The sequence below is a fragment of the Pseudoxanthomonas koreensis genome (assembly GCF_041890415.1).
Taxonomy (GTDB): Bacteria; Pseudomonadota; Gammaproteobacteria; order Xanthomonadales; family Xanthomonadaceae; genus Pseudoxanthomonas; species Pseudoxanthomonas koreensis_A.
In genome coordinates this window covers 1,127,357-1,149,590 of sequence record NZ_CP169056.1, presented here as the reverse complement: position 1 = coordinate 1,149,590, position 22,234 = coordinate 1,127,357, and the positions used below count along the sequence as shown (strand labels likewise).

The following is a 22,234-nucleotide window of genomic DNA, read 5'->3' as shown; positions in this document are numbered from 1 at the left end:
GCGGCCCCGTCACTTGGTCCCCCAGGTCTTGCGCAGACGCAGGAGTTCGGCCGCATAGCCCATCACGCACACCGGTTGCAGGAGCATGGTGTAACCCACCGTGTAGAAGAGGAAACCAAGCACGTTGCGCCGCACCTTCAAGTCATGGTTCTTGAACATGCGTGCCTGCACCCGGAAGATGATCGCATTCCAGATCGCGGCCAGCGGCAACACCAGCAGGGTCATCACCCCGGCGATCCAGTAGTAGCCGAACAAGGCCAGCACGATGCCCGGCAGGAAGGCCAGGGTGTAGACCAGGTCCAGCGGCAGGAACAGCAGGTTCCACCAGATGAACAGGGTCGACATGCGCCGCTTGAACAACAGGCTGCCATGCCGCGCGAACGCTTCCATCAGCCCGCGCGACCAGCGCTGGCGCTGGCGCGCGAACTGGCCCACGGTGGTCGGCACCTGGGTGAACAGGCAGGCCTCCTCGCAGTAGCCCAGCCGCGCACCGGTCTTGAGCAGCGCCCACGACACCACGATGTCTTCGCCCACGCACTCGGGCCACCCGCCCACCTGCTCCAGTGCCTGGCGGGTATAGAGCGAGAACGCGCCCTGCGCCACCAGCGTGCCGTGGTACATGCTCTGCATGCGCTTGACCGCGGCGATGCCGTGGAAATAGTCCCATTCCTGGCCACGGGTGAGCAGGTTCAGGCGCGAATTGCGCACCAGCACGCAGCCGGCCACTGCCACCGTGCCCGGCGGATCGGACAGGAACCGCTCGACCAGCAACCGCAGGGCGTTGGTGCGCAGGTAGGAATCGCCGTCCACGGTGACCACCAGCGCTTCGGTGGTGGCCGCCAGGCCGGCATTGAGCGCGCGCGACTTGCCGCCATTGCGCGGCATCGCCAGCACCGCCATGTCCATGCCCGGCCGGGACAGCCGCGCGGCGGCCTGCCGGGCGAGCTCGCAGCTGCCGTCGGTGGAACCATCGTCCACCACCAGCACCCGCACCTGGCCGGGGTAGTCCTGCAGCGCCAGGCTCTGCAGCGTGTCGGTGATGTTCTCGCGCTCGTTGTAGCTGGCCACCAGCACGCACACGTCCGGGTAGTGTTCGATCCGGGCGCGCCGCGGGCGGCGGTCGGCAAGGATCGAGCCGATCAGGAACGCATTCATGAAGCCCGGCACGTAGGCGATGAAAGTGATGATGAACACCGCCAGGCCGACGCCGACCACCTCGGACAAGCCGCGCAACCAGGGCAGCGACAACAGGATGCTCAGCGCCAGCCAGGCCAGGGACGCGGCCAGCACCATGCAGAACTTGGCGATGACCGGGACATAGAAGCGGCGGCGACTGCCGTGGGCAGGCGGGAACGCAGATGTGGGCGCATCCCCCGCCGGGCACGGTTCCGGGCCGCATTTCCGAGTGTGCATGAAATGTGATGCGGTTCACTATTTCACGTAAATTTTACAGGCCCGCGAGAACCGCTGCATGAACGCCATGGCGCCCATTCATTTTCGCAGGCCGCCCCGTGGCGGGCGGGTCACAGCAGGTCGGGGTGCCGCACCTGGCCCTGGCCGCGGACCACGAAGCGTTCCACGGTCAATGCTTCCAGGCCCATGGGGCCATAGGAGTGCAGGCGGGTGGTGGAAATGCCGATCTCCGCGCCCAGGCCCAGTTCCCCGCCATCGGAGAACCGCGAGGAGGCGTTGACCATCACCACCGCCGAGCGCAGCGCCTGGACGAAGCGGGCCGCGTGGGCGGGATCGCTGGTGACGATCACCTCGGTGTGGTCCGAGGCGTAGCGCTGGACGTGGGCGATGGCCTGCTCGAGGTCGTCGACCACGCGCACCGCCAGCACAAGGTCCAGGTACTCGGCGGCGTAGTCGTCGTCGCTGGCCGCGGCCATGTCCGGCACCAGGGCGCGGCTGCGGTCGTCGCCGCGCAACTCCACGCCGCGCGCGCGCAGGGCTTCGGCGGCACGCGGAAGGAACGCGGCGGCCACGTCGGCATGCACCAGCAAGGTCTCCAGCGCATTGCACGCGGCCGGGCGCGAGACCTTGCCGTCGATCAGCAGGTCCAGTGCCAGGCCGAGGTCGGATGGGGCATCCACGTACTGGTGGCACACGCCCTTGTAGTGCTTGATCACCGGCACCCGCGCATGCTCGGCGACGAAGCGGATCAGGCCCTCGCCGCCACGCGGAATGACCAGGTCGACGATATCGTTGAGCTGGATCAGCTCCAGGATGGTGTCCCGGCGCAGGTCCTCGACCAGGGTCACCACGTCCTGCGGCAGGCCGGCGGCGGCCAGGGCGCGCTTGAGCGAGGCGGCGATCGCGGTGTTGGAATGGATCGCCTCCGAGCCGCCGCGCAGGATCACCGCGTTGCCGGCCTTGATGCACAGCGCCGCCGCATCGGCGGTGACGTTGGGACGGGCCTCGTAGATCATCGCGATCACGCCCAGCGGCACCCGCACGCGCTCGACCTGGATGCCATTGGGGCGGTCGTAGGTGCGGGTGACCTGGCCAACCGGATCGGGCAGGTCGGCCACTTCGCGCAGCGCATCGGCCACGCCACCCAGGCGCTTGCCATCCAGGCGCAGGCGATCCTGCATGGCGCTGCCCACGCCCTTGGCTGCCGCGGCTTCGATGTCGCGCGCATTGGCGGCCAGGATCACCTCGGCATCATCTTCCAGGGCCTGGGCCATGGCCCGCAGCAATGCGTCCTTGGCCGAGGTGGACAGCTGGGCGATGGCACGCGCTGCCTCGCGCGCCTGCAGGGCCTGGGTCTTGATGTCGCTGGTGGCCATGGATGTATTCCTCGTGCTGCCGGCTCGCGCCGGGATGTGTGGTTTCCGCTGCAGGGGCCGGCAAGGCCGGCCACCGCGATGGCGGGTATGTCCATGTGAAACCGGGTGCCGGCAAGTCATCCACCTCCACGGTCGCCGGCAAGGCCGGCTCCTACAGGGAAGAGCGGGCGGGCTGCAGCAGCACCATGTCGTCGCGGTGGATCACGTTGCCGCCGTAGTTGTAGCCCAGGATCGACTCGATGTCGCGCGAGTGGCGGCGCGCGATGCGGCGCACGTCCAGCGCCGAGTACTGGCTGACGCCACGCGCGACCCGGCGCTCACCTTCGCCATCGCGCACGATCACCTCGACCATGTCGCCGCGGCGGAAGTCGCCCTCGGCACCGAGCACGCCGCCGGGCAACAGCGAAGCGCCCTTGCCCATCAGTGCGGCCGCGGCGCCGGCATCGACCAGGATCGACCCGGGCTCCAGCGGTGCGTGCCGCAGCCAGTTCTTGCGCGCGGCGATGCGGCTGTGCCCGGCACGGATGCGGGTGCCGTGCAGCCGGCCCTGCAGCAGTTGCCGCAACACCTCGGCACGGCGCCCATTGAACAGCACGGTGTCGATGCCGGCTGCAGCCGCCTTGGCCGCCGCCTCCAGCTTGGTGCGCATGCCGCCGGTGCCCACCGCACTGCCGCTGTCGCCGGCCATGGCGAATACTTCCGGGGTCAGTTCGGCCACCTCCGGCACCAGCCGGGCATCGGCATGGGTACGCGGGTTGGCGTCGAACAGGCCGTCGATGTCGGTAGCGATGAATAGCACGTCGGCATCGATCAGCGCGGCGACGATGGCTGCCAGGTTGTCGTTGTCGCCCAGCTTGAGCTCGTCCACCGACACGGTGTCGTTTTCGTTGATCACCGGCAGCGCACCCAGCGCCAGCAGTTCCTTCAGCGTGGCGCGGGCGTTGAGATAGCGGCGGCGGTTGCGCAGGTCATCATGGGTCAGCAACACCTGCGCCACGGGACGCTCGAAGAACCGCTGCCACAGCCCGATCAACTGGGCCTGGCCCAGCGCCGCAAGCGCCTGGCGCGCAGCCATCGCCGCGCCGGCTTCGGCCGCACGCGGCACGATGGCACGGCCGGCCGCCACCGCGCCGGACGAGACGATCACTACTTCGCGCCCGGCCGCCAGGCTGGATGACACGAACTGGGCCAGGCCCAGGGCGAAGCGCGGCGACAGGCCGCCGCCATCGGCCGCCAGCAGGCTGCTGCCGACCTTGAGCACTGCCCGGCGCCACTCCGGCAGCGCCACCGTCTCCATCTGCGATTCCGCTGCCGCGCTCATGCCTGCACCGTTCCTATCGTGCGTTCCACTCATGGACCGTGAAGTCCGAATTGCCGGTGACCGCCAGCGGATCGGTGGCCACCAGTGCCTGTGCCTCGGCCAGGCTGCCCAGCCCGTGCAGCACGTAGGCACCGCCGCTGCGGTCGCTGAAACCGCCGCTGGACACCAGCAGGCCGCGGGCGCGCAGGTCCTCGAGCCAGGCCACATGCGGGGCGACGACCGCTTCGTCGAAGCCGGGCTTGCGGATGGCCAGAACGAGATAGTGGGGCATGGTGTGGCCTGTGGTTGATGTGGTGTCGGTGGCGAGCGCCGATCATGCCGGGATGGTGCGGTGCATGGGCGCGGCGGCGTGGACTAGCGCGCTGGTCCGCCCAGCGCCGCCCAGCGCGCCTGCAGCGCGTCCAGGTGCAGGTCGGCGGCCGACCCTGGCGAGACCCGGGCCGCAAGGCTGCCTTCCGGCGTCCTGCCCTGCCCGGCCGTGTCGGCGCTGGCGGCGGCCGCCTTGTAGGCTTCGCGGAATGGCACGCCGGCCAGCGCGGCTTCGACCGCCACGTCGGTGGCGTACATGCCCGAGTCGATCGCCGCGCGCAGTTTGTCGTCGCGCCATTCCAGGTTGGCCAGCAGCGCGGGCAGCAGTTCCAGCGCGGCCAGCCCTCGGCCGAAGCCGTGGAAGATCGCACCCTTGGAGGCCTGCAGGTCGCGGTGGTAGCCGGACGGCAGCGACAGCAACTGCTCGATCTCGGTACGCGCGGCGGCCACGCTGGCATGGGTGGCGCGCATCAGTTCGACCACGTCCGGGTTGCGCTTGTTGGGCATGATCGAACTGCCGGTGGTGTACTGCGCCGGCAGCGCGACGAAACCGAATTCGGCACTGGTGAACAGCGACAGGTCCCAGGCGATCCGGCGCAGGTCCAGGGTGGCGCTGCCCAGCGCTTCCAGCGCGGCCAGCTCGAACTTGCCGCGCGACAGCTGCGCGTAGATCGGGCTGACCTGCATCCGCGCGAAGCCGAGCGCAGCGGTGGTATGGGCGCGGTCCAGCTTCAGGTTGACGCCATAGCCGGCGGCGGTGCCCAGCGGGTTTGCATCGACCAGGGCCAGGGTGTCATGGGCGCGGACGGCGTCGTCGATGAAGGCTTCGGCCCAACCGGCCCACCACATGCCGGCCGAGGACACCACCGCGCGCTGGATGTGCGTATAGCCCGGCAGCGGCAGGCCCTTCTCGGCGGCGGCGCGGTCCAGGGCGACCTTGGCCACCTCGCGCGAAAGTGCGGCCAGCCGCGCCAGCTTTTCCTTCAGCCACAGCCGGGTGGCGACCAGGATCTGGTCGTTGCGGCTGCGACCGGTGTGGATCTTGCGGCCGGCATCGCCCAGGCGCTCGGTCAGCCGCGCCTCGATCGCCGAGTGGCCGTCCTCGTAGCGCTCGTCCAGCACGAAGGCACCGCTGCGGAAATCCTCGGCCAGCACGGCCAGCTCGCGCTCCAGTCCGTCCAGCTCACTGGCCGAGAGGATGCCGATGCGCTGCAGGCCCTGCGCGTGCGCGGTGCTTGCGGCGATGTCGTGGAGGAAGAACTCGCGGTCCAGGATCACGTCGTCGCCGGCCAGGAAGCGCTGGATCTGCGCATCCACCGCCACGCCGGGCTTCTGCCACAACAGGTCAGCCATCGGCATTCTCCTTGGAAGCGGGCACCGAGGTCAGTTCGGGGAAGCCCAGGGCGATGTTGACGTTCTGGATGGCCTGGGTGGCGGCGCCCTTGAGCAGGTTGTCCTCGGTGGCCACCACCACCAGGCGCTTGCCGCCCGGGGCCACGGTGAAGCCGCCGATCTGCACGTCGTGGCGGCCGGCGATATGGCTGACCCACGGCGCCTGCTCCACCACGTCCACCAGCCCCTCACCGGCGTAGCGCTGCGTGTAGCGCGCCCGCACCCAGTCCAGCGTGCGCGGCTCGGTCAGCCACAGGTTGATGGTCACCGTGATCCCGCGGAAATGGCTGGCCACGTGCGGCATGAACTCCACCGGCACTCCCAGCCGCGCAGACACTTCGCGCTCGTGCAGGTGGTCCACCAGCGAGTACGGCATCAGGTTGTCGCGCAGCAGCTCGGGGTTGTTGCGGTCCGAGGGCGTGGTGCCGGCGCCGGAATAGCCGGACACGCCGAAGCACTGCGGCGGCCCGGCCAGTTCCTCGAGCATCGGCCAGATCGCCAGTTGCATGGCGGTGGCGTAGCAGCCGGGGTTGGCGATGCGGCGCTGGCCGGCATAGTCGCCGCGGGTGATTTCCGGCAGGCCGTAGTACCAGGCCGGGTCGAAGCGGTAGTCGGCCGACAGGTCCACGATCAGGGTGTCGGGCCGCACCGCGTCGATTGCCTCGACGAATCCGCCGGCCTTGCCGTTGGGCAGCGCCAGGATCACCACGTCGGCCCCCTTGGCGGCCACGGCTGCGGCGTCCAGGCTCTCGTAGCGCAGCTGCCCGCGGTAGGCGTGGCTGTGGTCGGCCACGCGCTGGCCGTCCAGCTCGCGCGACGACACGAAGGCCAGCTCCAGCCCCGGATGGGCCGACACCAGCCGGATCAGTTCGGCGCCGGTATGCCCGCGCGCACCGACGATGCCAAGGGTGAAAGTCTGCTTGCTCATGTATTTGCGTCCAGGCGGAACCGCAGGTGGCTGCGCACCGCCGGCCATTCCGCATCGATGATGGAAAACACGACGGTATCGCGCAGGGTGCCGTCGGCGTGGCGCTTGTGGTTGCGCAGCACGCCATCCTGGCGTGCGCCAAGGCGCGTGATGGCCGCGCGCGAGGCGTGGTTGTGCCAGCTGGTCTCGAAGCCCACGCTTGCGCAACCCAGCACCTCGAAGGCGTGGCCCAGCAGCATCAGCTTGCACTCGGTGTTGAGCCCGGTGCGCTGCACCCGGGGTGCATACCAGGTGTAGCCGATGCTCAGGCGCGGCACCTCCGGCTCCAGCGCGTAGAAGCGCGTGCTGCCGACGATGGCGCCGGACCCGTCGCGCACCGTGAACGCCAGCACCCGGCCCTGCGCCTGCGCCTGGAGCACGCCATCGACGTAGGCCTGCACCCTGTCCGGCGCCGGCACGCTGGTGTACCACAGCCGGTCAAGGCCGCTGCCTTCCACCGCCGCGCGCAGGCCATCGGCATGCGCGGCCTGCAGCGGCTCGAGCATGGCATGGTGGCCGGCGAGGACCGGCACCTGCTGCCACTGGCCCGGGAGTGCGGCGGCCATCGTTCAGCCCACCAGGGTCGGAGTGCGGCCGCCGGAGTGGGCCACGCAGCGCCCGATCCGGTCGAAGCCTTCGATGCCGTACCAGAACACCTTCCACTTCTCCTGCTTGATGCAGCCGTCGGACTCGGCGTAGTAGAAGATGTTGACCTGGTTGTTGTGGCGCGAGCGCCAGAACAGCTCCGGCGTCTCCTCGCGCATCACGTTCCACACCGCCCGGCCCAGGCCTTCGCCCTGCGCGTCGTCGAGCACCGCGAACTTGTCCAGGTACACGCCCTCGCCCGAGTCCACCAGGATCACCGCGGCGCGGTAGTTCTCGCTGACGTAGGCGCGCAGCAGGGTGGTGCGCTGGAAATAGTCCGGGACCAGCGCGCGGCCGAAGCTGGATTCGATCAGAGAGGTGAGCCGGGGCAGGTCCAGTTCGTCCCACGAAGTGGCGCGCAGCACCTTCTCGCCGCGCCGCACCAGGGTGCCGGACCCGCGGTGGGTGAACAGTTCCTTGGCCAGGTCCGCCGGCCGGGTGATGGACACCGAGGAGGTCAGCGGCAGCCGGTCCAGCAACGCCTTGATCTGCTCGATCTTCACCCGCATGCCGCCGTTGATCCACGGCTGCGCCATCAGGTGCTCGTATTCGGTGGACAGGTTGATCGAGTCGATCACCTTGCCCTGCTCGTCCAGCAGGCCACCGGTGCCGGTGAGGAAGATGATCTTGTACGGCTGCAGCACCTGGACCAGTTCGTTGGCCGAGAAATCGGCATTGACGTTGAGGATCTGGCCGCCGGCGGTTTCGCCCAGGCTGGCGATCACCGGGATCGAGCCGGCATCCAGGCTGGCCTCGATCGGCGCCAGGTTCACCGCCTTGACCTCGCCGACCAGGCCGTAGGTGTCGCGCTCAAGGTAATCGGCCTCGAACACGCCGCCGGTGATCGAGGTGGCGCGCGCGCCGGCGCGCTGCAGTGCATCCACCAGCCGCAGGTTGGACGCCTGGAACACCCGGCGCACGATTGCCAGCGCCTGCGGCGTGGTCACCCGCAGGCCGTTGACGGTCTGCTTCTCGATGCCGGCGGCCGACAGTTCGTCATCCAGCTGCGGACCGGCGCCGTGGACCACGATCGGGGTCAGGCCGACTTCCTGCAGGAACGCCAGCGAGGAGGTCAGCGCGTCCAGGTCGTCGCGCAGCACCGCGCCGCCGACCTTGACCACGGCGAAGCGCTTGGCGTCCACCTGCGAGAAGCGCTTCAGGTATTGGCTGATCTCCTTGGCGCTGGCCATGCTGGAGAGCAGGCGGACGATGGTCTGGCGGGTCTGCTGGTGGGCGTGCATGGGATCGGCGCGGCGGTAGGTGGGAGGGGGCTTGGCGGGGAGCGGAGTCGGGATCGGCAGGTTCATTTCGGTGCGTTGATGATGCGGTCCACCGAGGCGGCGTACCGCGCCAGCTGGTCCAGGGTGACGAACTCATCGGCGGTATGGGCCTGGGCGATGTCGCCCGGGCCGTACACCAGCGCGGTGTAACCGCCGGCGGAGAACAGCGAGGCCTCGGTCCAGAAGTCCACCGCGTTGCCGACCGGCAGGCCCAGCGCGTCGGCCACGTCGCGCGCGGCCAGGCGCCGCTCCTCGGCGCGGGCCACGTCCCCCGAAGGCAGGCTGGGCCCGCGGAAGGTTTCCTCGAAGTGCGCGGCGGCCGGCTGCGCGAACGCGGCGAACTCGCCCAGCAGCACGTCGATGTCCATCGACGGCAATGGCCGGAAATTGAAGCGCAGCTCGGCTGCCGGCGCGATCACGTTGGCCTTGATCCCGCCTTCGATGCGGCCGATGTTGAAGCGCAGCCCGGTCAGCCCGCCGAAGCGCGCGTGGGCCAGCGACTGCACGTGCTCCAGGGCGCGGCTGCCCCACTGCACCGCCTGGTGCAGGGCGCTGGCGGACGGGTCCAGCGCCGCCGAAGCGTGCCCGGCGCGGCCGGCGTAGCGCATCAGCACCGATGAGATGCCGCGGTGGGCCAGCACCGCCTCGCCCATGGTCGGCTCGGCCACCAGCACCGCCTCGTAGGGCTGCGGCCCGCGCGCCAGGAACGCGGCGATGCAACGCGGGTCGTTGGCTTCCTCGTCGGTGGAGAACAGGAACGCGGCATCGCCATCGCCGGCATTGGCCACGGCCAGCAGCGCGGCGGCCGCGCCCTTGATGTCGCACACGCCCAGGCCGACCACGCGGTCGTCCAGGCGCCGCATCACGTGCGGGTCGGCGCTCCACGCCGGCGAATCGGGCACCGTGTCCAGATGCACGTTGAACAGGTACTTCGGCGTGCCGCGCACCGCGTACAGGCTCACCGCACCGGCACCATGGTCCACCACTTCAACGTGGAAGCCGGGCAGCTGCGCGCGCAGGTAGTCGAACATGCCGCCCTGCGCGGCGATCGCACGCGGCGGGTTGCGGGTGTCGAAGGACACCAGCCTCTCAAGGTGGGCCAGGGTGGGTGCGAGCAGGTCGGTCATCGTGATCGGGTCAATGCGCCGCTGCGGCGGCCTGGTAGATATCGGGACGCACCACTTCCATCAGCGTCTGCGGGCTGGCCGGCGCAGCAAAACCATGCCGCGTGTACAGGCCGTGCGCATCGGAGGTGGCCAGCATGAACCGGCTGCGAAGGGTGTCCACTACAGTCTCCTGGCGTATTCGACGAAGCCGGGGTCGCGCACCCAGCCTTCGCTCTCGTACAGCGCCTGCGCCGGGATGTTGTCCACGGCGGTGGACAGCATCAGCTTCACCGCGCCGCGGCCGCGGGCATCGGCCACCGCGCGCTGCAGAAGGGCACGGGCCACGCCGCCGCCGCGTGCGGCCGGAACCACGAACAGGTCGTTGAGGATCTCGATCCGCGCCGTGCCTACCGAGGTGAACGAGGGATACAGCTGGACAAAGCCCAGCGCCCCGCCCTGCCCGTCCGGAACCAGCAGCAGGTGCGAGTCGCCCTGCTCCAGGCGCTGGCGCAGGAACGCGCTGGCACGCGCCAGGTCCGACGGCTGCCCGTAGAACACCCGGTAGGCATCGAACAGCGCCGCCAGCGCCGGCAGGTCTTCCATGCCGGCGCTGCGCACCTCGACAGTGGCGGTGTTGGCACCCACCTCAGCGGTTGACCTCGGCCCACAGCGTGCTGCTCATGCCGAACAACTTGATGAAGCCCTCGGCCTCCTCCACGCCCCAGTCGGCCGACTGCGCGTAAGTGGCGCCCTTGGCGTTGAGGATGTGCGGCGAGCGGATCGCCACCGCGTCGACCCGGCCACCGCGGGTTTCCAGCACCACCTCGCCGTTGACCTGCGCCTGCGACGAGGCCAGGAACGCCTCCAGGTCGGTCTTCAGCGGGTCGTGGTAGAAGCCCTCGTACACCAGCTCCACCCACTTGCGCGCCACGTCCGGCTTGAAGCGGTTCTGCTGCTTGCTCAGCACCGCTTCCTCCAGCGCACGGTGCGCCACCAGCAGCGCGGTCAGGCCCGGCGCTTCGTACACGATGCGTCCCTTCAGGCCGATCACGGTATCGCCGGTATACATGCCGCGGCCCACCCCGTACTGGGCGAACATGGTGTTGAGCCTGGCCAGGATCTTCGCCCCTTCCAGCGCCTTGCCGTCCAGTTCCACCGCCTCACCGGCGACGAACTTCAAGGTCACGTTCAGCGGCTCGTCCGGCCACGCGCTGCGCGGCACGCACCAGCCACGCGCGCCCTCGCCCGGAGCCTTCCATTCGTCGATCTCGCCGCCGGACATGGTCACGCCCAGCAGGTTCTCGTTGATGGTGTAGCTCTTCTGCTTGGCGCGCACCTCGAAGCCGCGCTCCTCGAGGTACTTCTGCTCGTAGGCGCGGGTCTGGGTGTGCTGCTTCTGGATTTCGCGGATCGGGGCAACGATGCGGTAATCGCCCTGCGACTTCACCGCCAGGTCGAAGCGCACCTGGTCGTTGCCCATGCCGGTGCAGCCATGGGCGATCGCGTTGGTGCCCAGCTCGGCCGCGCGCGCCAGCGAGGCGTCCACGATCAGGTAGCGGTCGGACACCAGCAGCGGGTACTGGCCCTGGTAGCCTTCGCCGGCCTGCACGAACGGCTTGACGAACCCGCTCCACAGCGCCGCGCCACCGTCGATGGTGACGTGGCTGGCCACGCCCAGCTCGGCGGCGCGCTGCTCGATGTAGGCGCGTTCCTGGGCATCCACGCCGCCGGTGTCGGCGAACACGGTGTGCACGTTCCAGCCCTGTTCCTTCAGGTAGGGCACGCAGAAGCTGGTATCCAGGCCACCGGAAAAGGCCAGGACGATGTCGCGGGATTGGTTGGGATTGCTCATGGGTTGGTTCCGTGGGGAAATCGGTGGACGGCGCCTCAGGCGACCAGGGCGGCCATCACGGCCTTCTGCACGTGCAGGCGGTTTTCCGCCTCCTCGATGGCGATGCAGTTGGGTGAGTCCATTACCGCATCGGTGGCCTTGACGTTGCGGCGCAGCGGCAGGCAGTGGCTGAACACGCCGTTGTTGGTCAGCGCCATCTTCTGCTCGTCGACGATGAAGTGCTTGAAACGGTCGCGGATGGGCTTTTCCGGTTCCCAGTTGCCGAAGTACGGCAGCGCGCCCCAGCTCTTGGCATAGACCACGTCGGCACCGGCGTAGGCGCTTTCGATGTCGTGGCTGACGGCAAGCGAGCCGCCGCTCTCGGCGACGTTGTCGCGCGCCCAGCCCATGTAGCGCTCGTCGAGCACGTACTCGGGCGTGGGGCACAGCAGGGTCACGTCCATGCCCAGGCGGGTGGCAATGGTCAGCGCCGAATTGGCCACCGCGGTGTTCAGCGGCTTCGGGTGGTAGGTCCAGGTCAGCACGTACTTCTTGCCGCGCAGGTCGGAGGTGCCGAAGTGCTCCTGCAGGGCCAGCGCATGGGCCAGCTCCTGGCACGGGTGGGTGATCGTCTCCATGTTGATCACCGGCACCGTCGAGTACCTGGCGAAGGCCTTGAGCACGCGGTCCTCGCGGTCATAGCCCCAGTCCTTGAACTTCGGGAACGCGCGCACGCCGATCAGGTCGACGTAGCGGGCCAGCACCCGCGCAACTTCCGCGATGTGCTCCTCGGTGTCGCCGTCCATCACCGTGCCCAGGTCGAACTCGATCGGCCACGCATCCTTGCCCGGCTGCAGCACGATGGCATGGCCGCCAAGCTGGAACGCACCCAGCTCGAAGCTGGTGCGGGTGCGCATGGACGGGTTGAAGAACATCAGCGCGATCGAGCGCCCCTTGAGCGCGTCGCCCAGCTTGTTGCGCTTGAACTGCGCGGCATGGGCCAGCAGGGCGTCCAGGTCCGGGCGGGTCCAGTCCTGGGTGTTGAGGAAGTGCTTGGGCGACATCGATCGATCCTTGCGGTGGTGGCTGCCCGCGGAGCGGGATGGCATGACACTTTGGTCCGGGAGCGTCCCTTACCGTTGAAACCGTCGCCGGCCCGGAAACGAAAAAACCCAGCTTCAAGCTGGGTTTTCGAACGGACAGCACGATGCTCCGGTCACCCAGCGAAAAGGTGGGGTTCCGGTCGGCGCGCGCGCGAGGTCATCCCGGAGGCCATCCGGGCGGAACTTGCGGCGTGCGGCTGCAGGTCGGTGTTCATCGTGGCGATGGTCGCATGCGTCCGCGTACCACGCAAGGGCCGCACGGCGCGGGCCATGGCTTCAGGGCGCCGGCGGCGGCAGGTCCGCCACCCACGGCGCCACCGACACGCGCACGCGCAGGCGGTTGCCCGGGTCCTCGGCCAGGCGCGAGCGGTACTTGGTGCCCTTGTAGACATAGTCCACGTCGTAGGCGATCGGGCGTTCGAACTCGCGCTCCACCTGGACCAGCCGGCAGCCCTCGCCCGGCGCGCGTGGCAGCGGGGCGGCGGCGCTGGCGCCGGCCTCCTCGCGCACAAACAGGCCCTTGACCGAATCGACCATGCGCGACAGCGTGCCGGGGGACTGTTCTTCCTCAGGCGGCGCCTGCACCTGGATCACCGGCGTGGACTCGCAGCGCTCCTCGATCCGGGTGGCGCGCAGGGTCTGGTAGACCGGCTCCACCCGCAGCACCTGGGCATAATCGAGCTTGACGTTCTCTGCCGGGACCACCCGGATCCGCCCATCGCTGCTGGTGGCTGCATCCTGGGCCAGGGTCGGCCACGTTGCGCAGCACGCCAGCATGATCGGCAGGAGTTTGGACGAACGCAGCATCGGACCCGGGAAGCACGGCATGCGCGCAAGTGTAGGCGCTGCGCCTTGCAGCCCGCTGAACGCCCCATCCGCATCCATTGCCATCGCGGCAAGGGTCTCTGCCGCCGCGGGCCAGGCGCGCGGCGCGCTAGAATCAGCGGCCTTGCCCCAGCCTTCCGTGCCGAATGCCCCTGCGCCTGTACAACAGCCTCACGCGCCAGATCGAGCCGTTCGCGCCGCTGGATCCCGCCTGCCCGACGATGTACGTGTGTGGCCCGACCGTCTACAACTACGTGCACATCGGCAATGCGCGCGGCCCGGTGGTGTTCGGGGTGCTGGCGGCGCTGCTGCAGCGGCGCCATGGCGCGCTGAAGTACGCGCGCAACATCACCGACGTGGATGACAAGATCAACGCCGCCGCCGCCGAGCAGGGGGTACCGATCTCGGCCATCACCGATCGGTTCGCCGCCGCCTACCGCCAGGACATGGCCGCGCTGGGCGTTGCCGCGCCGGATATCGAGCCGGAAGCCACCGCGCACATCCCGCAGATCGTGGCGATGATCGAGCGCCTGGTCGAGGCCGGCCATGCCTATGCCGCGCAGGACCATGTGCTGTTCGCGGTGGCCAGCTTCCCCGACTACGGGCGGCTCTCGCGCCGCGACCGCGAGGAGATGCTGGCCGGTGCGCGGGTGGACGTGGCGCCCTACAAGCGCGATCCGGGCGACTTCGTGCTGTGGAAGCCCTCGGCCGGCGACCAGCCCGGCTGGGAGTCGCCGTGGGGACGCGGGCGCCCGGGCTGGCATATCGAGTGCTCGGCCATGGCCGCCGCGCACCTTGGCCAGACCATCGACATCCATGCCGGCGGCATCGACCTGCAGTTCCCGCACCACGAAAACGAGATCGCGCAGAGCCAGTGCGCCCACGGCGGCAAGGTGTTCGCCCGGGTCTGGCTGCACAACGGCATGCTCAACTTCGGCGGCGCCAAGATGAGCAAGTCGGTGGGCAACATCGAGAAGGTGCATGACCTGGTGCGCCAGCACCCGCCCGAGGCGCTGCGCTACGCGCTGATGTCGGCCCACTACCGGCAGCCGCTGGAATGGTCCGATGCACTGATCGACAAGAGCATCAAGACGCTTGATCGCCTGTACGGCACCCTGCGCGATGCCGACCTCCTCGTGGTGCCGGGCCAGGGACCGCAGGACGCCGCGGCGCAGCCCATTCCTGCCGCGATCGAGGGCGCGCTGGACGACGACCTGAATACCCCCAAGGCCCTGGCCGAGCTGGCCGACATCGCCGCCAGGGTCCGCCAGCTGCGGAACCAGCTTGTGCATGAGCCGTCCGCTGCGCCGGCGGACATCGGGCAACTGGGCCTGCTGGCCGGCCAGCTTCGCAGCGCCGGCAGCGCGTTGGGCCTGCTGCAGCAGACGCCCGATGCGTGGTTCAGCCGCGGTGCCAGCGACGACGACGACGCCCGCATCCAGGCCCTGGTCGACGCGCGCGCGCAAGCCAAGCAGGCGCGCGACTTCGCTCGCGCCGACGCCATCCGCGAGCAGTTGGCCGCCGAGGGCATCGTGCTCGAGGACACCCCGCAGGGCGTGCGCTGGAAGCGCGGCTGACCTGCGCTTTCATTGGCCGCCACCACCAGACCACCGACGTGACCGACTCCCCCTTCCCCCTGGAACCCACCGCCGCCGCCGCGCAGGACGCGATCCGCGAGGAATTCGCCTTCTTCAGCGACTGGTCCGAGCGCTACCAGTACCTGATCGACCTGGGCCGCAAGCTGCCGCCGTTGCCCGATGCCTGGAAAAGCGAGGAACACCGCCTGCACGGCTGCCAGTCGCTGGTATGGATCGTGCCGCAGGGCAACCGCCAGCGGCTGGACTTCCACGCCATCAGCGACTCGGCCATCGTCTCCGGGCTGATCTACCTGGCGCTGCGGGTGTATTCGGGCCGCCCGGCCGAGGAGATCCTGGCTACCGAGCCGGACTACATCGCCCACATCGGCCTGGCCCGGCACCTGTCGCCGACCCGCAACAACGGCCTGGCCGCGTTGCTGGGCTTCATCCGCGACACCGCGCGCCGCCAGCAGGACTGAGTCCATGGCCGCCGCGCCATCGACGGCCACCGGTTCGCCGCTGCGCGAAAGCGGCTTCCGGGTCCTGCTGGCGTACCGCGTGTGCGCGATCCTGTCCTACCAGATCGTCGCGGTCACGGTCGGCTGGCATGTCTACGAGCTGACCCGCAATCCATTCGCGTTGGGCCTGATCGGCCTGGCCGAGGTGCTGCCCTACATCGGCATGGCACTGTTCGCCGGCTACCTGGTCGACCTGCTGCCGCGGCGCCGGCTGGGTGCACTGGCCTGCTCCGGGCTGTGCGCCACTGCGGTGCTGCTGGCCCTGATCGCGGCCGGCCACATCGCCCCGGGCCAGACCTGGCCGATCTACGCGGCAATCGTGCTCACCGGCCTGGTGCGCTCGTTCCTGACCCCCGTCTACACCGCGCTGTTTGCCCGGGTCCTGCGCCGCGAGCAGTTCACCCGCGGCGCCAGCATCGGCAGCATCTTCACCCAGAGCGCGATGGTGATCGGGCCGGCGCTGGGCGGCGTGCTGGTGGGCTGGAAGGACACCGCCACCGCCTATGGCCTGGCCTCGATCCTGGCGGTGGCGGCAGGCGCGCTGCTGCTGGTGCTGCGGGTGGACGAGCCGCGCGCCGAAGGCCCGCGCGCGCCGCTGTTCTCCAGCATCGGCGAAGGCCTGCGGTTCGTGTTCAACAACCAGATCATGCTTGGCGCGCAGGCGCTGGACCTGTTTGCGGTGCTGTTCGGCGGCGCGATCTCGCTGGCGCCTGCCTTCATCCAGGAGATCCTGCACTACGGGCCCGAAGGCCTGGGCATCCTGCGCGGTGCGCCTGCGCTGGGCGCAGTCGCGGTCGGCCTGGTGCTGGCGCGCCGACCACCCGGGCGGCGTGCCGGTCGCCTGCTGCTGTGGGCGGTGGCCGGCTTCGGGCTGTGCATCATCGGTTTCGGCCTGTCGCGGCACTTCTGGCTGTCGGCGATGTTCCTGATGCTGTCGGGCGTGTGCGACGGCGTGTCGGTGGTGCTGCGTTCCACGATCATGCAACTGGTCACCCCCGACGACATGCGCGGCCGGGTGGCCTCGATCAATGGCATCTTCATCGGCTCGTCCAACGAGCTGGGCGCGTTCTACGCCGGCTCGATGGCACGCCTGCTGGGCCTGGTACCGGCCGTGGTGCTGGGCGGCTGCGTGACCCTGGGCGTGGCCGCGACCACCGCATGGAAGGCGCCCAAGCTGCGCCGCCTGGACCTTCGCCAGCTGTAGCAGGCCGCGCCGCCGCGACAACACCTCCCGTCCCGCGCTTCCGGCGAGCCCTGGGCGCAGCGCGGCGCGTGGCCGCCGCCTGTAGGAACCGGTCTCGCCGGCGACCGCGGTACGGGGTGGCGTGTCGCGATGCCGCAGCCTGCATCGGGTCGCCGGCAAGACCGGCTCCTACAGGTGGGGGCCGATGCAGGTGACACGGCGCGGTGCGATGCCTGCTGACGGGAAGTCAAGGAGGAGGCTGCGGCCGGGGGACATGAACGGCAGCAGGCATCGCACCGCGCCGCCGCGGCCGCGGCCGCGGCCAAGCCTCCCGCCGCACCGGTTCAGGCAGCAAGGCCGCACCATCCCGTCACCGGGAGAACAACCAAGAAGAAGCCCGCCTTGCGGCGGGCTTCGATACGAACGCGCAGGCCGGCTTACTCGCCCTGCTGCTTCTGCAGGTGCTCCCAGCGCTCCTGCGCATCGATGGTGCGCTCGGCGGTGAGGCGTGCGTCCAGGCGATCCAGGCCGATCTCCTCGCCGGTGTCCACGCAGTAACCGTAGTCACCCTCTTCCAGGCGCCGCAGGGTGCTGTCGATCTTGCCGATCAGCTTGCGGTAACGGTCGCGCGTGCGCAGCTCCAGCGAATTCTCGGTCTCGCGGGTGGCGCGCTCGGCCTCGTCGCCGATATCGCGCACTTCGTCCTTGAGGTTCTCGATGGTCTGCTTGGATTCCTCGACCAGGTCGGCGCGCCAGTCCATCAGGCGCTGGCGGAAGTATTCCTGCTGCAGCGGGTTCATGTACTCCTCGCGCGGCGAGGGCTTGTACCCGGCCGGCAACAGCGGACGGCCGGTGCTTTCATCGACCTTGTAATCGACGGCGGCACGGCGGGCCGGCTGCGCCACGGTGGATTCCTGCTGCTTGGGGACCACGGCCACGGCCACCTTGCCCAGCGTACGCGGAGTACGCGGGGTGGACGACGGCGCCGGCTTGGCTGCTTGCTTGCTGGGGGATTTCGGTGCGGGCACTGGTTTTACTTGCGACTTTGCAGCCTTGGCCGGCGGCGCCTTGGTGGCGACCGGCTTGGCGGCAGGGGATTTGGGGGCCAATGGCCGGCTGGCGGCCTTGGGTGCGGCGATCTTCCTGGCAGGCGCGGCCGGCTTGGCCGCTGCGGTCTTCCTGGCCGCGGACTTGGCAGGCGCGGCCTTCTTCACCGCCTTCTTCGTTGCCGGAGCCTTCTTGGCCACCGACTTGGCAGGCGCCTTCACCGCCTTCCTGGCGGGCGCCTTCACTGCCTTGACTGGTGCCTTCACGGCCTTCTTCACCGCCTTCTTGGCGGCGGGCTTGGCGACCGGCTTGGCAGCCTTCTTGACGGCGGGCTTGGCCACCGGCTTGGCGACCTTCTTCGCCGCCGGCTTCTTGGCCGGTTTGGCGACGGCCTTGCCGGCCACCGATGCAGGCTTCCTGCTGTTGGCGGAAGCGGGCTTCTTGGCCGGCTTGGCGGACTTTTTCACGGATTTCTTGGCAGCCACGTACGAAGGTTCCTCCGAAGTGTCCCCGTTACCGGGAAAATTGGCCCCGTTGCCGGGAAAGCGCGCCTTTATAGCCCACCCCACTCCGGGGGGCAACCTCACGCACCCCGGAGTATCATGCGAGCGTGTCCGTGCGTGCCCACTCTTGCAAGGGAAGCGTGATGTCCACCATGCGCCGCCCGCAACGTGGACCAGGCGCCGGCGCGTCCGGCTCCGCCACCCTCCGCGGGCCGGCGCCGGCATTGGCATTGACGCACGGACGCGGTGTCGGCCACGTGACTTTCGCCCTCTGCATCCGGGCGATGGGCGCGGCATCGACGCGCCATGGCCCGGCTTGCCACCGGCATGCCGCCCGGTGATCGCGCGCGCGCTCATCCTGGCATTGCGCGGCTACAAGCGCTTGGTCAGTCCGCTGCTGGGCCCACGCTGCCGCTTCGTGCCCAGTTGCTCCGAATACGCCATGCAGGCCATCGCCACCCATGGCGCCGCGCGCGGAAGCTGGCTGGCCGCACGCCGGCTGGCGCGTTGCCATCCACTGCACCCGGGCGGGCATGATCCCGTCCCGGCCGTCCCCTCCTCCCGTTGCTGCAAGGACCCCCACCCATGACCGACACCCTGATCACCAACGCCCGCCTGGTCAACGAAGGCCGCCAGTTCGAGGGCGACCTGCGCATCGCCGGCGGACGCATCGCCCAGATCGGCAGTGCCCTGCAGGCGCGCGCCGGCGAGGCGGTGGTGGATGCGGCAGGCCGCTGGCTGCTGCCGGGGATGATCGACGACCAGGTCCACTTCCGCGAGCCGGGCATGCCGCACAAGGGCGACATCGCGGTCGAGTCGGCCGCGGCGGTGGCCGGCGGGCTGACCAGCTTCATGGACATGCCCAACACCAACCCGCCCACCCTGGACGCGGCCGCGCTGGAGGCCAAGTACGCCGCCGCGCGCGGGCGGGCCTGGGGCAACCACGGCTTCTACCTGGGCGCCAGCAACGACAACCTGGAGGCCGTGCGCCGCCTGGACCCGAAGACCGCCCCGGGCATCAAGGTGTTCATGGGCGCCTCCACCGGCAACATGCTGGTGGACAACCCGCAGACCCTGGACGGGATCTTCCGCGAGGCGCCCACGCCGATCATCACCCACTGCGAGGACACCCCGACCATCGACCGCACCATGGCCGCGTTCAAGGAGAAGTTCGGGGCCGACGGGCTGACCCCGGACATGCACCCGGACATCCGCTCGCGCGAGGCCTGCATCAAGTCGACCGAGCTGGCGCTGTCGCTGGCGCGCCGCCACGGCACGCGCCTGCACGTGCTGCACATCTCCACCGCCGACGAGCTGGCGCTGTTCGAGCGCGGCCCGCTGGTGGATGCCGATGGCAAGGTGCGCAAGAAGATCACCGCCGAAACCTGCATCCACTTCCTGCATTTCGACCGCGCCGACTACGCGCGCCTGGGCAACTTCATCAAGTGCAACCCGGCGATCAAGGACGCGGCCGACCGCCAGGCGCTGATCGCCGCGCTGGTGGACGACGTGGTGGACGTGCTGGCCACCGACCACGCCCCGCATACCCTGGAGGAAAAGCAGCGCCCCTACCTGCAGGCACCGTCCGGCCTGCCGCTGGTGCAGTACGCGCTGCTGGCGGCGATCGAGCTGGTGCATGACGGGCGCATGGACATCGCCCGGGTGGTGCAGAAGACCGCACACGCACCGGCGCAGCTGTTCGACGTAAAGGAACGCGGCTTCCTGCGCGAAGGCTACTGGGCCGACCTGGTGCTGGTGGACGACGCGCCGCTGACCGTGCGCCGCGAGGACGTGCTGTCGCGCTGCGGCTGGTCGCCGTTCGAGGGCACCACGTTCCGCTCGCGGATCGGCGCGACCTGGGTCAACGGCCGCATGGTGTGGGACGGCCGCGCGCTGGTCGGCGCGGCCGACGGGCAGCGCCTGGAGTTCGCACGTTGAGCACGGCGCGAGCAACGCGGCCGCGCCGTTGCGCGGCAATCGGTGTCTGCATCGCCGCCATTGCCGCTGCCGCCTGCCTGGCCGCGCCACCTGCATTGGGGCCTGCGCAGCTTGCGCCTGCGCAGGCTGCCGCCGACAACCGGGTCGTATTCCCCGACAGCGTGCCGCAGGGGTCGATGGTGTTGGGCAAGGTACCGCCCGGCAGCCGCGTGGAATACGCCGGACGGGTGCTGCGCACCACCGGCTACGGCACGGTGGTGTTCGGCATCGGTCGCGACGTGCGCGAGCCGGTGCGCGTGGTGGTGACCCGCCCCGATGGCAGCCGCGCCGACGCCGTCATCGTGGTGACCACGCGCGACTGGCCGGTGCAGCGCGTCGATGGCGTGCCCCCGAAGACGGTCAACCCGCCGCCGGCCATTGCCGAACGCATCGCCCGCGAGCAGGCGCAGGTGACCGCCGCGCGCATGCGCGACGACGACCGCGCCGACTTCGCCCAGCGCTTCATCCGCCCGGTGGAAGGGCGCATCAGCGGGCGCTTCGGCAACCAGCGCGTGTACAACGGCACGCCCGGTGCGCCACATTCGGGCATGGACATCGCCGCCCCCGCCGGCACGCCGGTCAAGGCACCGGCCGCCGGCGTGGTGACCTTCGCCGCGCCCGACCTGTACCTGACCGGCGGCACGGTGCTGCTGGATCATGGCTTCGGCATCAGCTCCAACTTCCTGCACCTGTCGCGGCTGGATGTGAAGGCAGGCGACCGGGTGGCACAGGGCCAGGTGATCGGCGCGGTCGGCGCGACCGGGCGGGCGACGGGGCCGCATCTGCATTGGGGGATGAATTGGTTCACCACCCGCATCGATCCCCTGCTGGTGCTTGAGCGCCAGCCCTGACCAGACGCCTGTAGCGCTGCGGACACGGCGGCAACTGCGGCGATAATGCGCCGATGCCGGCAGCCCCCACCCGACGCGCCCACCTGCAGATCCACGCCTGCGTCCTGCTGTGGGGCTGCACCGCGATCCTGGGAAAGCTCATCACCCTGCCCGCGCTGCCGCTGGTGTGGTGGCGCATGCTGCTGGTGGTGGCCGCGCTGGCGATGCTGCCGCGGGTCTGGCGCGGCCTGCGCGCGCTGGCGCCGCGGCTGGCGCTGGCGTATGCCGGCATCGGTGCCGTCGTCGCACTGCACTGGCTGACCTTCTACGGCGCGATCAAGCTGGCCAACGCCTCGGTGGCGGCCACCTGCATCGCGCTGGCGCCGGTGTTCATCGCGGTGATCGAGCCGTGGGTGGCGCGGCGCCCATTCCGGCTGCGGGAGCTGGCACTCGGGATCGCGGTGTTGCCGGGCGTGGCGCTGGTGGTGGGCGGCGTGCCCGACGGGATGCGCCTGGGGGTGGCGATGGGCGCCGTATCGGCACTGCTGGTGGCGGTGTTCGGCTCGCTCAACAAGCGCCTGGTCGAGCATGCCGACCCGTTGACGGTCACCGCCCTGGAGCTGGGCGCGGGCGCGATCGTGCTGACTGCGCTGGCACCGCTGATGCCGACCCTGGTGCCGGCGCTTGCCGGCGAACTACTGGTCCTGCCCGGGCTGCGCGACGGCGCCCTGCTGGTGCTGCTGGCGCTGGCCTGCACCTTGCTGCCATTCGCGCTGGCACTGGTGGCACTGCGCCAGCTCAGCGCCTACACCGTGCAGCTGGTGACCAACCTGGAGCCGGTGTATGCCATCGCGCTGGCCGCGCTGCTGCTGGGTGAACAACACGAACTGAGCCTGCAGTTCTACCTGGGCGTGGCCATCATCCTGGGCGCGGTGTTCTTCGACCCGCTGCTGGGCCGGCGCCGGCCCGGCGGCGCAGCCCCGCATCCGGAAGTCCTGGGCACGGCCGAAGCCAAGCGCCTGGTCGACTGA

General features: G+C 69.8%; 21 protein-coding genes and 1 pseudogene. 7 read left to right on the top strand and 15 right to left on the bottom strand.

Features of this window, described 5'->3' with window-relative positions; translation table 11 throughout:
* Nucleotides 1-9: 9 nt before the first annotated feature.
* The 14 genes and pseudogenes from ACEJ41_RS05305 to ACEJ41_RS05240 all read right to left on the bottom strand — a co-directional run bounded on the left by ACEJ41_RS05305 (nt 10) and on the right by ACEJ41_RS05240 (nt 13,550).
* Nucleotides 10-1,293: a glycosyltransferase gene (locus ACEJ41_RS05305; protein WP_374013746.1), complete on the bottom strand. Its 1,284-nt coding sequence runs from the start codon at nt 1,291-1,293 to the stop codon at nt 10-12.
* Nucleotides 1,294-1,523: 230 nt separating this feature from the next.
* Nucleotides 1,524-2,789 carry a glutamate-5-semialdehyde dehydrogenase gene (locus ACEJ41_RS05300; RefSeq protein WP_374013745.1) on the bottom strand — a complete coding sequence of 422 codons (1,266 nt, stop codon included), beginning with the start codon at nt 2,787-2,789 and terminating at the stop codon, nt 1,524-1,526.
* A gap of 151 nt (nt 2,790-2,940) precedes the next feature.
* Complete coding sequence (proB, locus tag ACEJ41_RS05295; RefSeq protein ID WP_374013744.1) at nt 2,941-4,110, bottom strand: glutamate 5-kinase; 1,170 nt, start codon at nt 4,108-4,110, stop codon at nt 2,941-2,943.
* 13 nt (nt 4,111-4,123) lie between these two features.
* Complete coding sequence (locus tag ACEJ41_RS05290) at nt 4,124-4,381, bottom strand: YciI family protein (RefSeq protein WP_374013743.1); 258 nt, start codon at nt 4,379-4,381, stop codon at nt 4,124-4,126.
* An 83-nt stretch (nt 4,382-4,464) separates the two neighbouring features.
* Nucleotides 4,465-5,772, bottom strand: coding sequence for an argininosuccinate lyase (gene argH, locus ACEJ41_RS05285; RefSeq protein ID WP_374013742.1), 1,308 nt, complete (start codon nt 5,770-5,772; stop codon nt 4,465-4,467).
* Nucleotides 5,765-6,739, bottom strand: coding sequence for an N-acetyl-gamma-glutamyl-phosphate reductase (gene argC, locus ACEJ41_RS05280; protein ID WP_374013741.1), 975 nt, complete (start codon nt 6,737-6,739; stop codon nt 5,765-5,767). Before argC ends, argH begins: the two co-directional genes overlap by 8 nt.
* Nucleotides 6,736-7,344 carry a GNAT family N-acetyltransferase gene (locus ACEJ41_RS05275; RefSeq protein WP_374013740.1) on the bottom strand — a complete coding sequence of 203 codons (609 nt, stop codon included), beginning with the start codon at nt 7,342-7,344 and terminating at the stop codon, nt 6,736-6,738. Before ACEJ41_RS05275 ends, argC begins: the two co-directional genes overlap by 4 nt.
* 3 nt (nt 7,345-7,347) lie before the next feature.
* Nucleotides 7,348-8,664 carry an acetylglutamate kinase gene (locus tag ACEJ41_RS05270; protein WP_374014075.1) on the bottom strand — a complete coding sequence of 439 codons (1,317 nt, stop codon included), beginning with the start codon at nt 8,662-8,664 and terminating at the stop codon, nt 7,348-7,350.
* Between the two features lie 62 nt (nt 8,665-8,726).
* Nucleotides 8,727-9,830, bottom strand: coding sequence for an acetylornithine deacetylase (locus tag ACEJ41_RS05265; protein ID WP_374013739.1), 1,104 nt, complete (start codon nt 9,828-9,830; stop codon nt 8,727-8,729).
* Between the two features lie 10 nt (nt 9,831-9,840).
* Nucleotides 9,841-9,972, bottom strand: a pseudogene (locus ACEJ41_RS05260) (GNAT family N-acetyltransferase); the annotation flags it as partial.
* Between the two features lie 17 nt (nt 9,973-9,989).
* Nucleotides 9,990-10,412 carry an N-acetyltransferase family protein gene (locus ACEJ41_RS05255; RefSeq protein ID WP_374014074.1) on the bottom strand — a complete coding sequence of 141 codons (423 nt, stop codon included), beginning with the start codon at nt 10,410-10,412 and terminating at the stop codon, nt 9,990-9,992.
* 43 nt (nt 10,413-10,455) lie between these two features.
* Complete coding sequence (locus ACEJ41_RS05250) at nt 10,456-11,661, bottom strand: argininosuccinate synthase (protein WP_374013738.1); 1,206 nt, start codon at nt 11,659-11,661, stop codon at nt 10,456-10,458.
* Nucleotides 11,662-11,696: 35 nt separating this feature from the next.
* Entirely contained in the window at nt 11,697-12,704 is a 1,008-nt protein-coding gene (locus tag ACEJ41_RS05245) for an N-acetylornithine carbamoyltransferase (protein WP_374013737.1), read from the bottom strand.
* Between the two features lie 315 nt (nt 12,705-13,019).
* A complete protein-coding gene (locus tag ACEJ41_RS05240) occupies nt 13,020-13,550 on the bottom strand; it encodes a hypothetical protein (RefSeq protein WP_374013736.1) in 531 nt (176 codons plus the stop codon).
* A gap of 164 nt (nt 13,551-13,714) precedes the next feature.
* Here ACEJ41_RS05240 and cysS point away from each other — a divergent pair, with 164 nt between their 5' ends.
* Genes cysS through ACEJ41_RS05225 form a run of 3 tightly spaced genes read left to right on the top strand, consistent with a single transcriptional unit; the run spans nt 13,715 to nt 16,867 of the window.
* Nucleotides 13,715-15,145, top strand: a complete 1,431-nt coding sequence (cysS, locus tag ACEJ41_RS05235; protein ID WP_374013735.1) for a cysteine--tRNA ligase — start codon at nt 13,715-13,717, stop codon at nt 15,143-15,145.
* Nucleotides 15,146-15,183: 38 nt separating this feature from the next.
* The gene (locus ACEJ41_RS05230) at nt 15,184-15,624 is read left to right on the top strand and encodes a SufE family protein (protein WP_374013734.1); all 441 of its coding nucleotides are present in this window, start codon (nt 15,184-15,186) and stop codon (nt 15,622-15,624) included.
* A 4-nt stretch (nt 15,625-15,628) separates the two neighbouring features.
* Entirely contained in the window at nt 15,629-16,867 is a 1,239-nt protein-coding gene (locus ACEJ41_RS05225; protein ID WP_374013733.1) for an MFS transporter, read from the top strand.
* Between the two features lie 416 nt (nt 16,868-17,283).
* Here the strand turns inward: ACEJ41_RS05225 and dksA are convergent, their stop codons facing one another.
* A complete protein-coding gene (dksA, locus tag ACEJ41_RS05220) occupies nt 17,284-18,378 on the bottom strand; it encodes an RNA polymerase-binding protein DksA (RefSeq protein ID WP_374013732.1) in 1,095 nt (364 codons plus the stop codon).
* 355 nt (nt 18,379-18,733) lie between these two features.
* Between dksA and yidD the strand changes: the two genes are divergently transcribed.
* The 4 genes from yidD to ACEJ41_RS05200 are packed head-to-tail and all read left to right on the top strand — an operon-like array spanning nt 18,734 to nt 22,234.
* Nucleotides 18,734-18,985 (top strand): membrane protein insertion efficiency factor YidD, encoded by a 252-nt coding sequence (yidD, locus tag ACEJ41_RS05215; protein WP_374013731.1) that lies wholly within the window; start codon nt 18,734-18,736, stop codon nt 18,983-18,985.
* Complete coding sequence (locus ACEJ41_RS05210) at nt 18,982-20,334, top strand: dihydroorotase (RefSeq protein ID WP_374013730.1); 1,353 nt, start codon at nt 18,982-18,984, stop codon at nt 20,332-20,334. The genes yidD and ACEJ41_RS05210 overlap by 4 nt, the downstream gene beginning before the upstream one ends.
* A 59-nt stretch (nt 20,335-20,393) precedes the next feature.
* Nucleotides 20,394-21,224 (top strand): M23 family metallopeptidase, encoded by an 831-nt coding sequence (locus tag ACEJ41_RS05205; RefSeq protein WP_374014073.1) that lies wholly within the window; start codon nt 20,394-20,396, stop codon nt 21,222-21,224.
* A gap of 53 nt (nt 21,225-21,277) precedes the next feature.
* A complete protein-coding gene (locus ACEJ41_RS05200; protein ID WP_374013729.1) occupies nt 21,278-22,234 on the top strand; it encodes a DMT family transporter in 957 nt (318 codons plus the stop codon).

Bases quoted from the DNA above. Each gene is read 5' to 3' on its own strand.
- proB (WP_374013744.1), bottom strand. From the start codon at position 4,110: ATGAGCGCGGCAGCGGAATCGCAGATGGAGACGGTGGCGCTGCCGGAG.
- argC (WP_374013741.1), bottom strand. From the start codon at position 6,739: ATGAGCAAGCAGACTTTCACCCTTGGCATCGTCGGTGCGCGCGGGCAT.
- ACEJ41_RS05275 (WP_374013740.1), bottom strand. From the start codon at position 7,344: ATGGCCGCCGCACTCCCGGGCCAGTGGCAGCAGGTGCCGGTCCTCGCC.
- ACEJ41_RS05290 (WP_374013743.1), bottom strand. From the start codon at position 4,381: ATGCCCCACTATCTCGTTCTGGCCATCCGCAAGCCCGGCTTCGACGAA.
- ACEJ41_RS05250 (WP_374013738.1), bottom strand. From the start codon at position 11,661: ATGAGCAATCCCAACCAATCCCGCGACATCGTCCTGGCCTTTTCCGGT.
- ACEJ41_RS05240 (WP_374013736.1), bottom strand. From the start codon at position 13,550: ATGCTGCGTTCGTCCAAACTCCTGCCGATCATGCTGGCGTGCTGCGCA.
- ACEJ41_RS05305 (WP_374013746.1), bottom strand. From the start codon at position 1,293: ATGGTGCTGGCCGCGTCCCTGGCCTGGCTGGCGCTGAGCATCCTGTTG.
- ACEJ41_RS05245 (WP_374013737.1), bottom strand. From the start codon at position 12,704: ATGTCGCCCAAGCACTTCCTCAACACCCAGGACTGGACCCGCCCGGAC.
- ACEJ41_RS05200 (WP_374013729.1), top strand. From the start codon at position 21,278: ATGCCGGCAGCCCCCACCCGACGCGCCCACCTGCAGATCCACGCCTGC.
- ACEJ41_RS05265 (WP_374013739.1), bottom strand. From the start codon at position 9,830: ATGACCGACCTGCTCGCACCCACCCTGGCCCACCTTGAGAGGCTGGTG.
- ACEJ41_RS05210 (WP_374013730.1), top strand. From the start codon at position 18,982: ATGACCGACACCCTGATCACCAACGCCCGCCTGGTCAACGAAGGCCGC.
- argH (WP_374013742.1), bottom strand. From the start codon at position 5,772: ATGGCTGACCTGTTGTGGCAGAAGCCCGGCGTGGCGGTGGATGCGCAG.
- ACEJ41_RS05255 (WP_374014074.1), bottom strand. From the start codon at position 10,412: ATGGAAGACCTGCCGGCGCTGGCGGCGCTGTTCGATGCCTACCGGGTG.
- ACEJ41_RS05270 (WP_374014075.1), bottom strand. From the start codon at position 8,664: ATGCACGCCCACCAGCAGACCCGCCAGACCATCGTCCGCCTGCTCTCC.
- ACEJ41_RS05300 (WP_374013745.1), bottom strand. From the start codon at position 2,789: ATGGCCACCAGCGACATCAAGACCCAGGCCCTGCAGGCGCGCGAGGCA.
- ACEJ41_RS05225 (WP_374013733.1), top strand. From the start codon at position 15,629: ATGGCCGCCGCGCCATCGACGGCCACCGGTTCGCCGCTGCGCGAAAGC.
- cysS (WP_374013735.1), top strand. From the start codon at position 13,715: ATGCCCCTGCGCCTGTACAACAGCCTCACGCGCCAGATCGAGCCGTTC.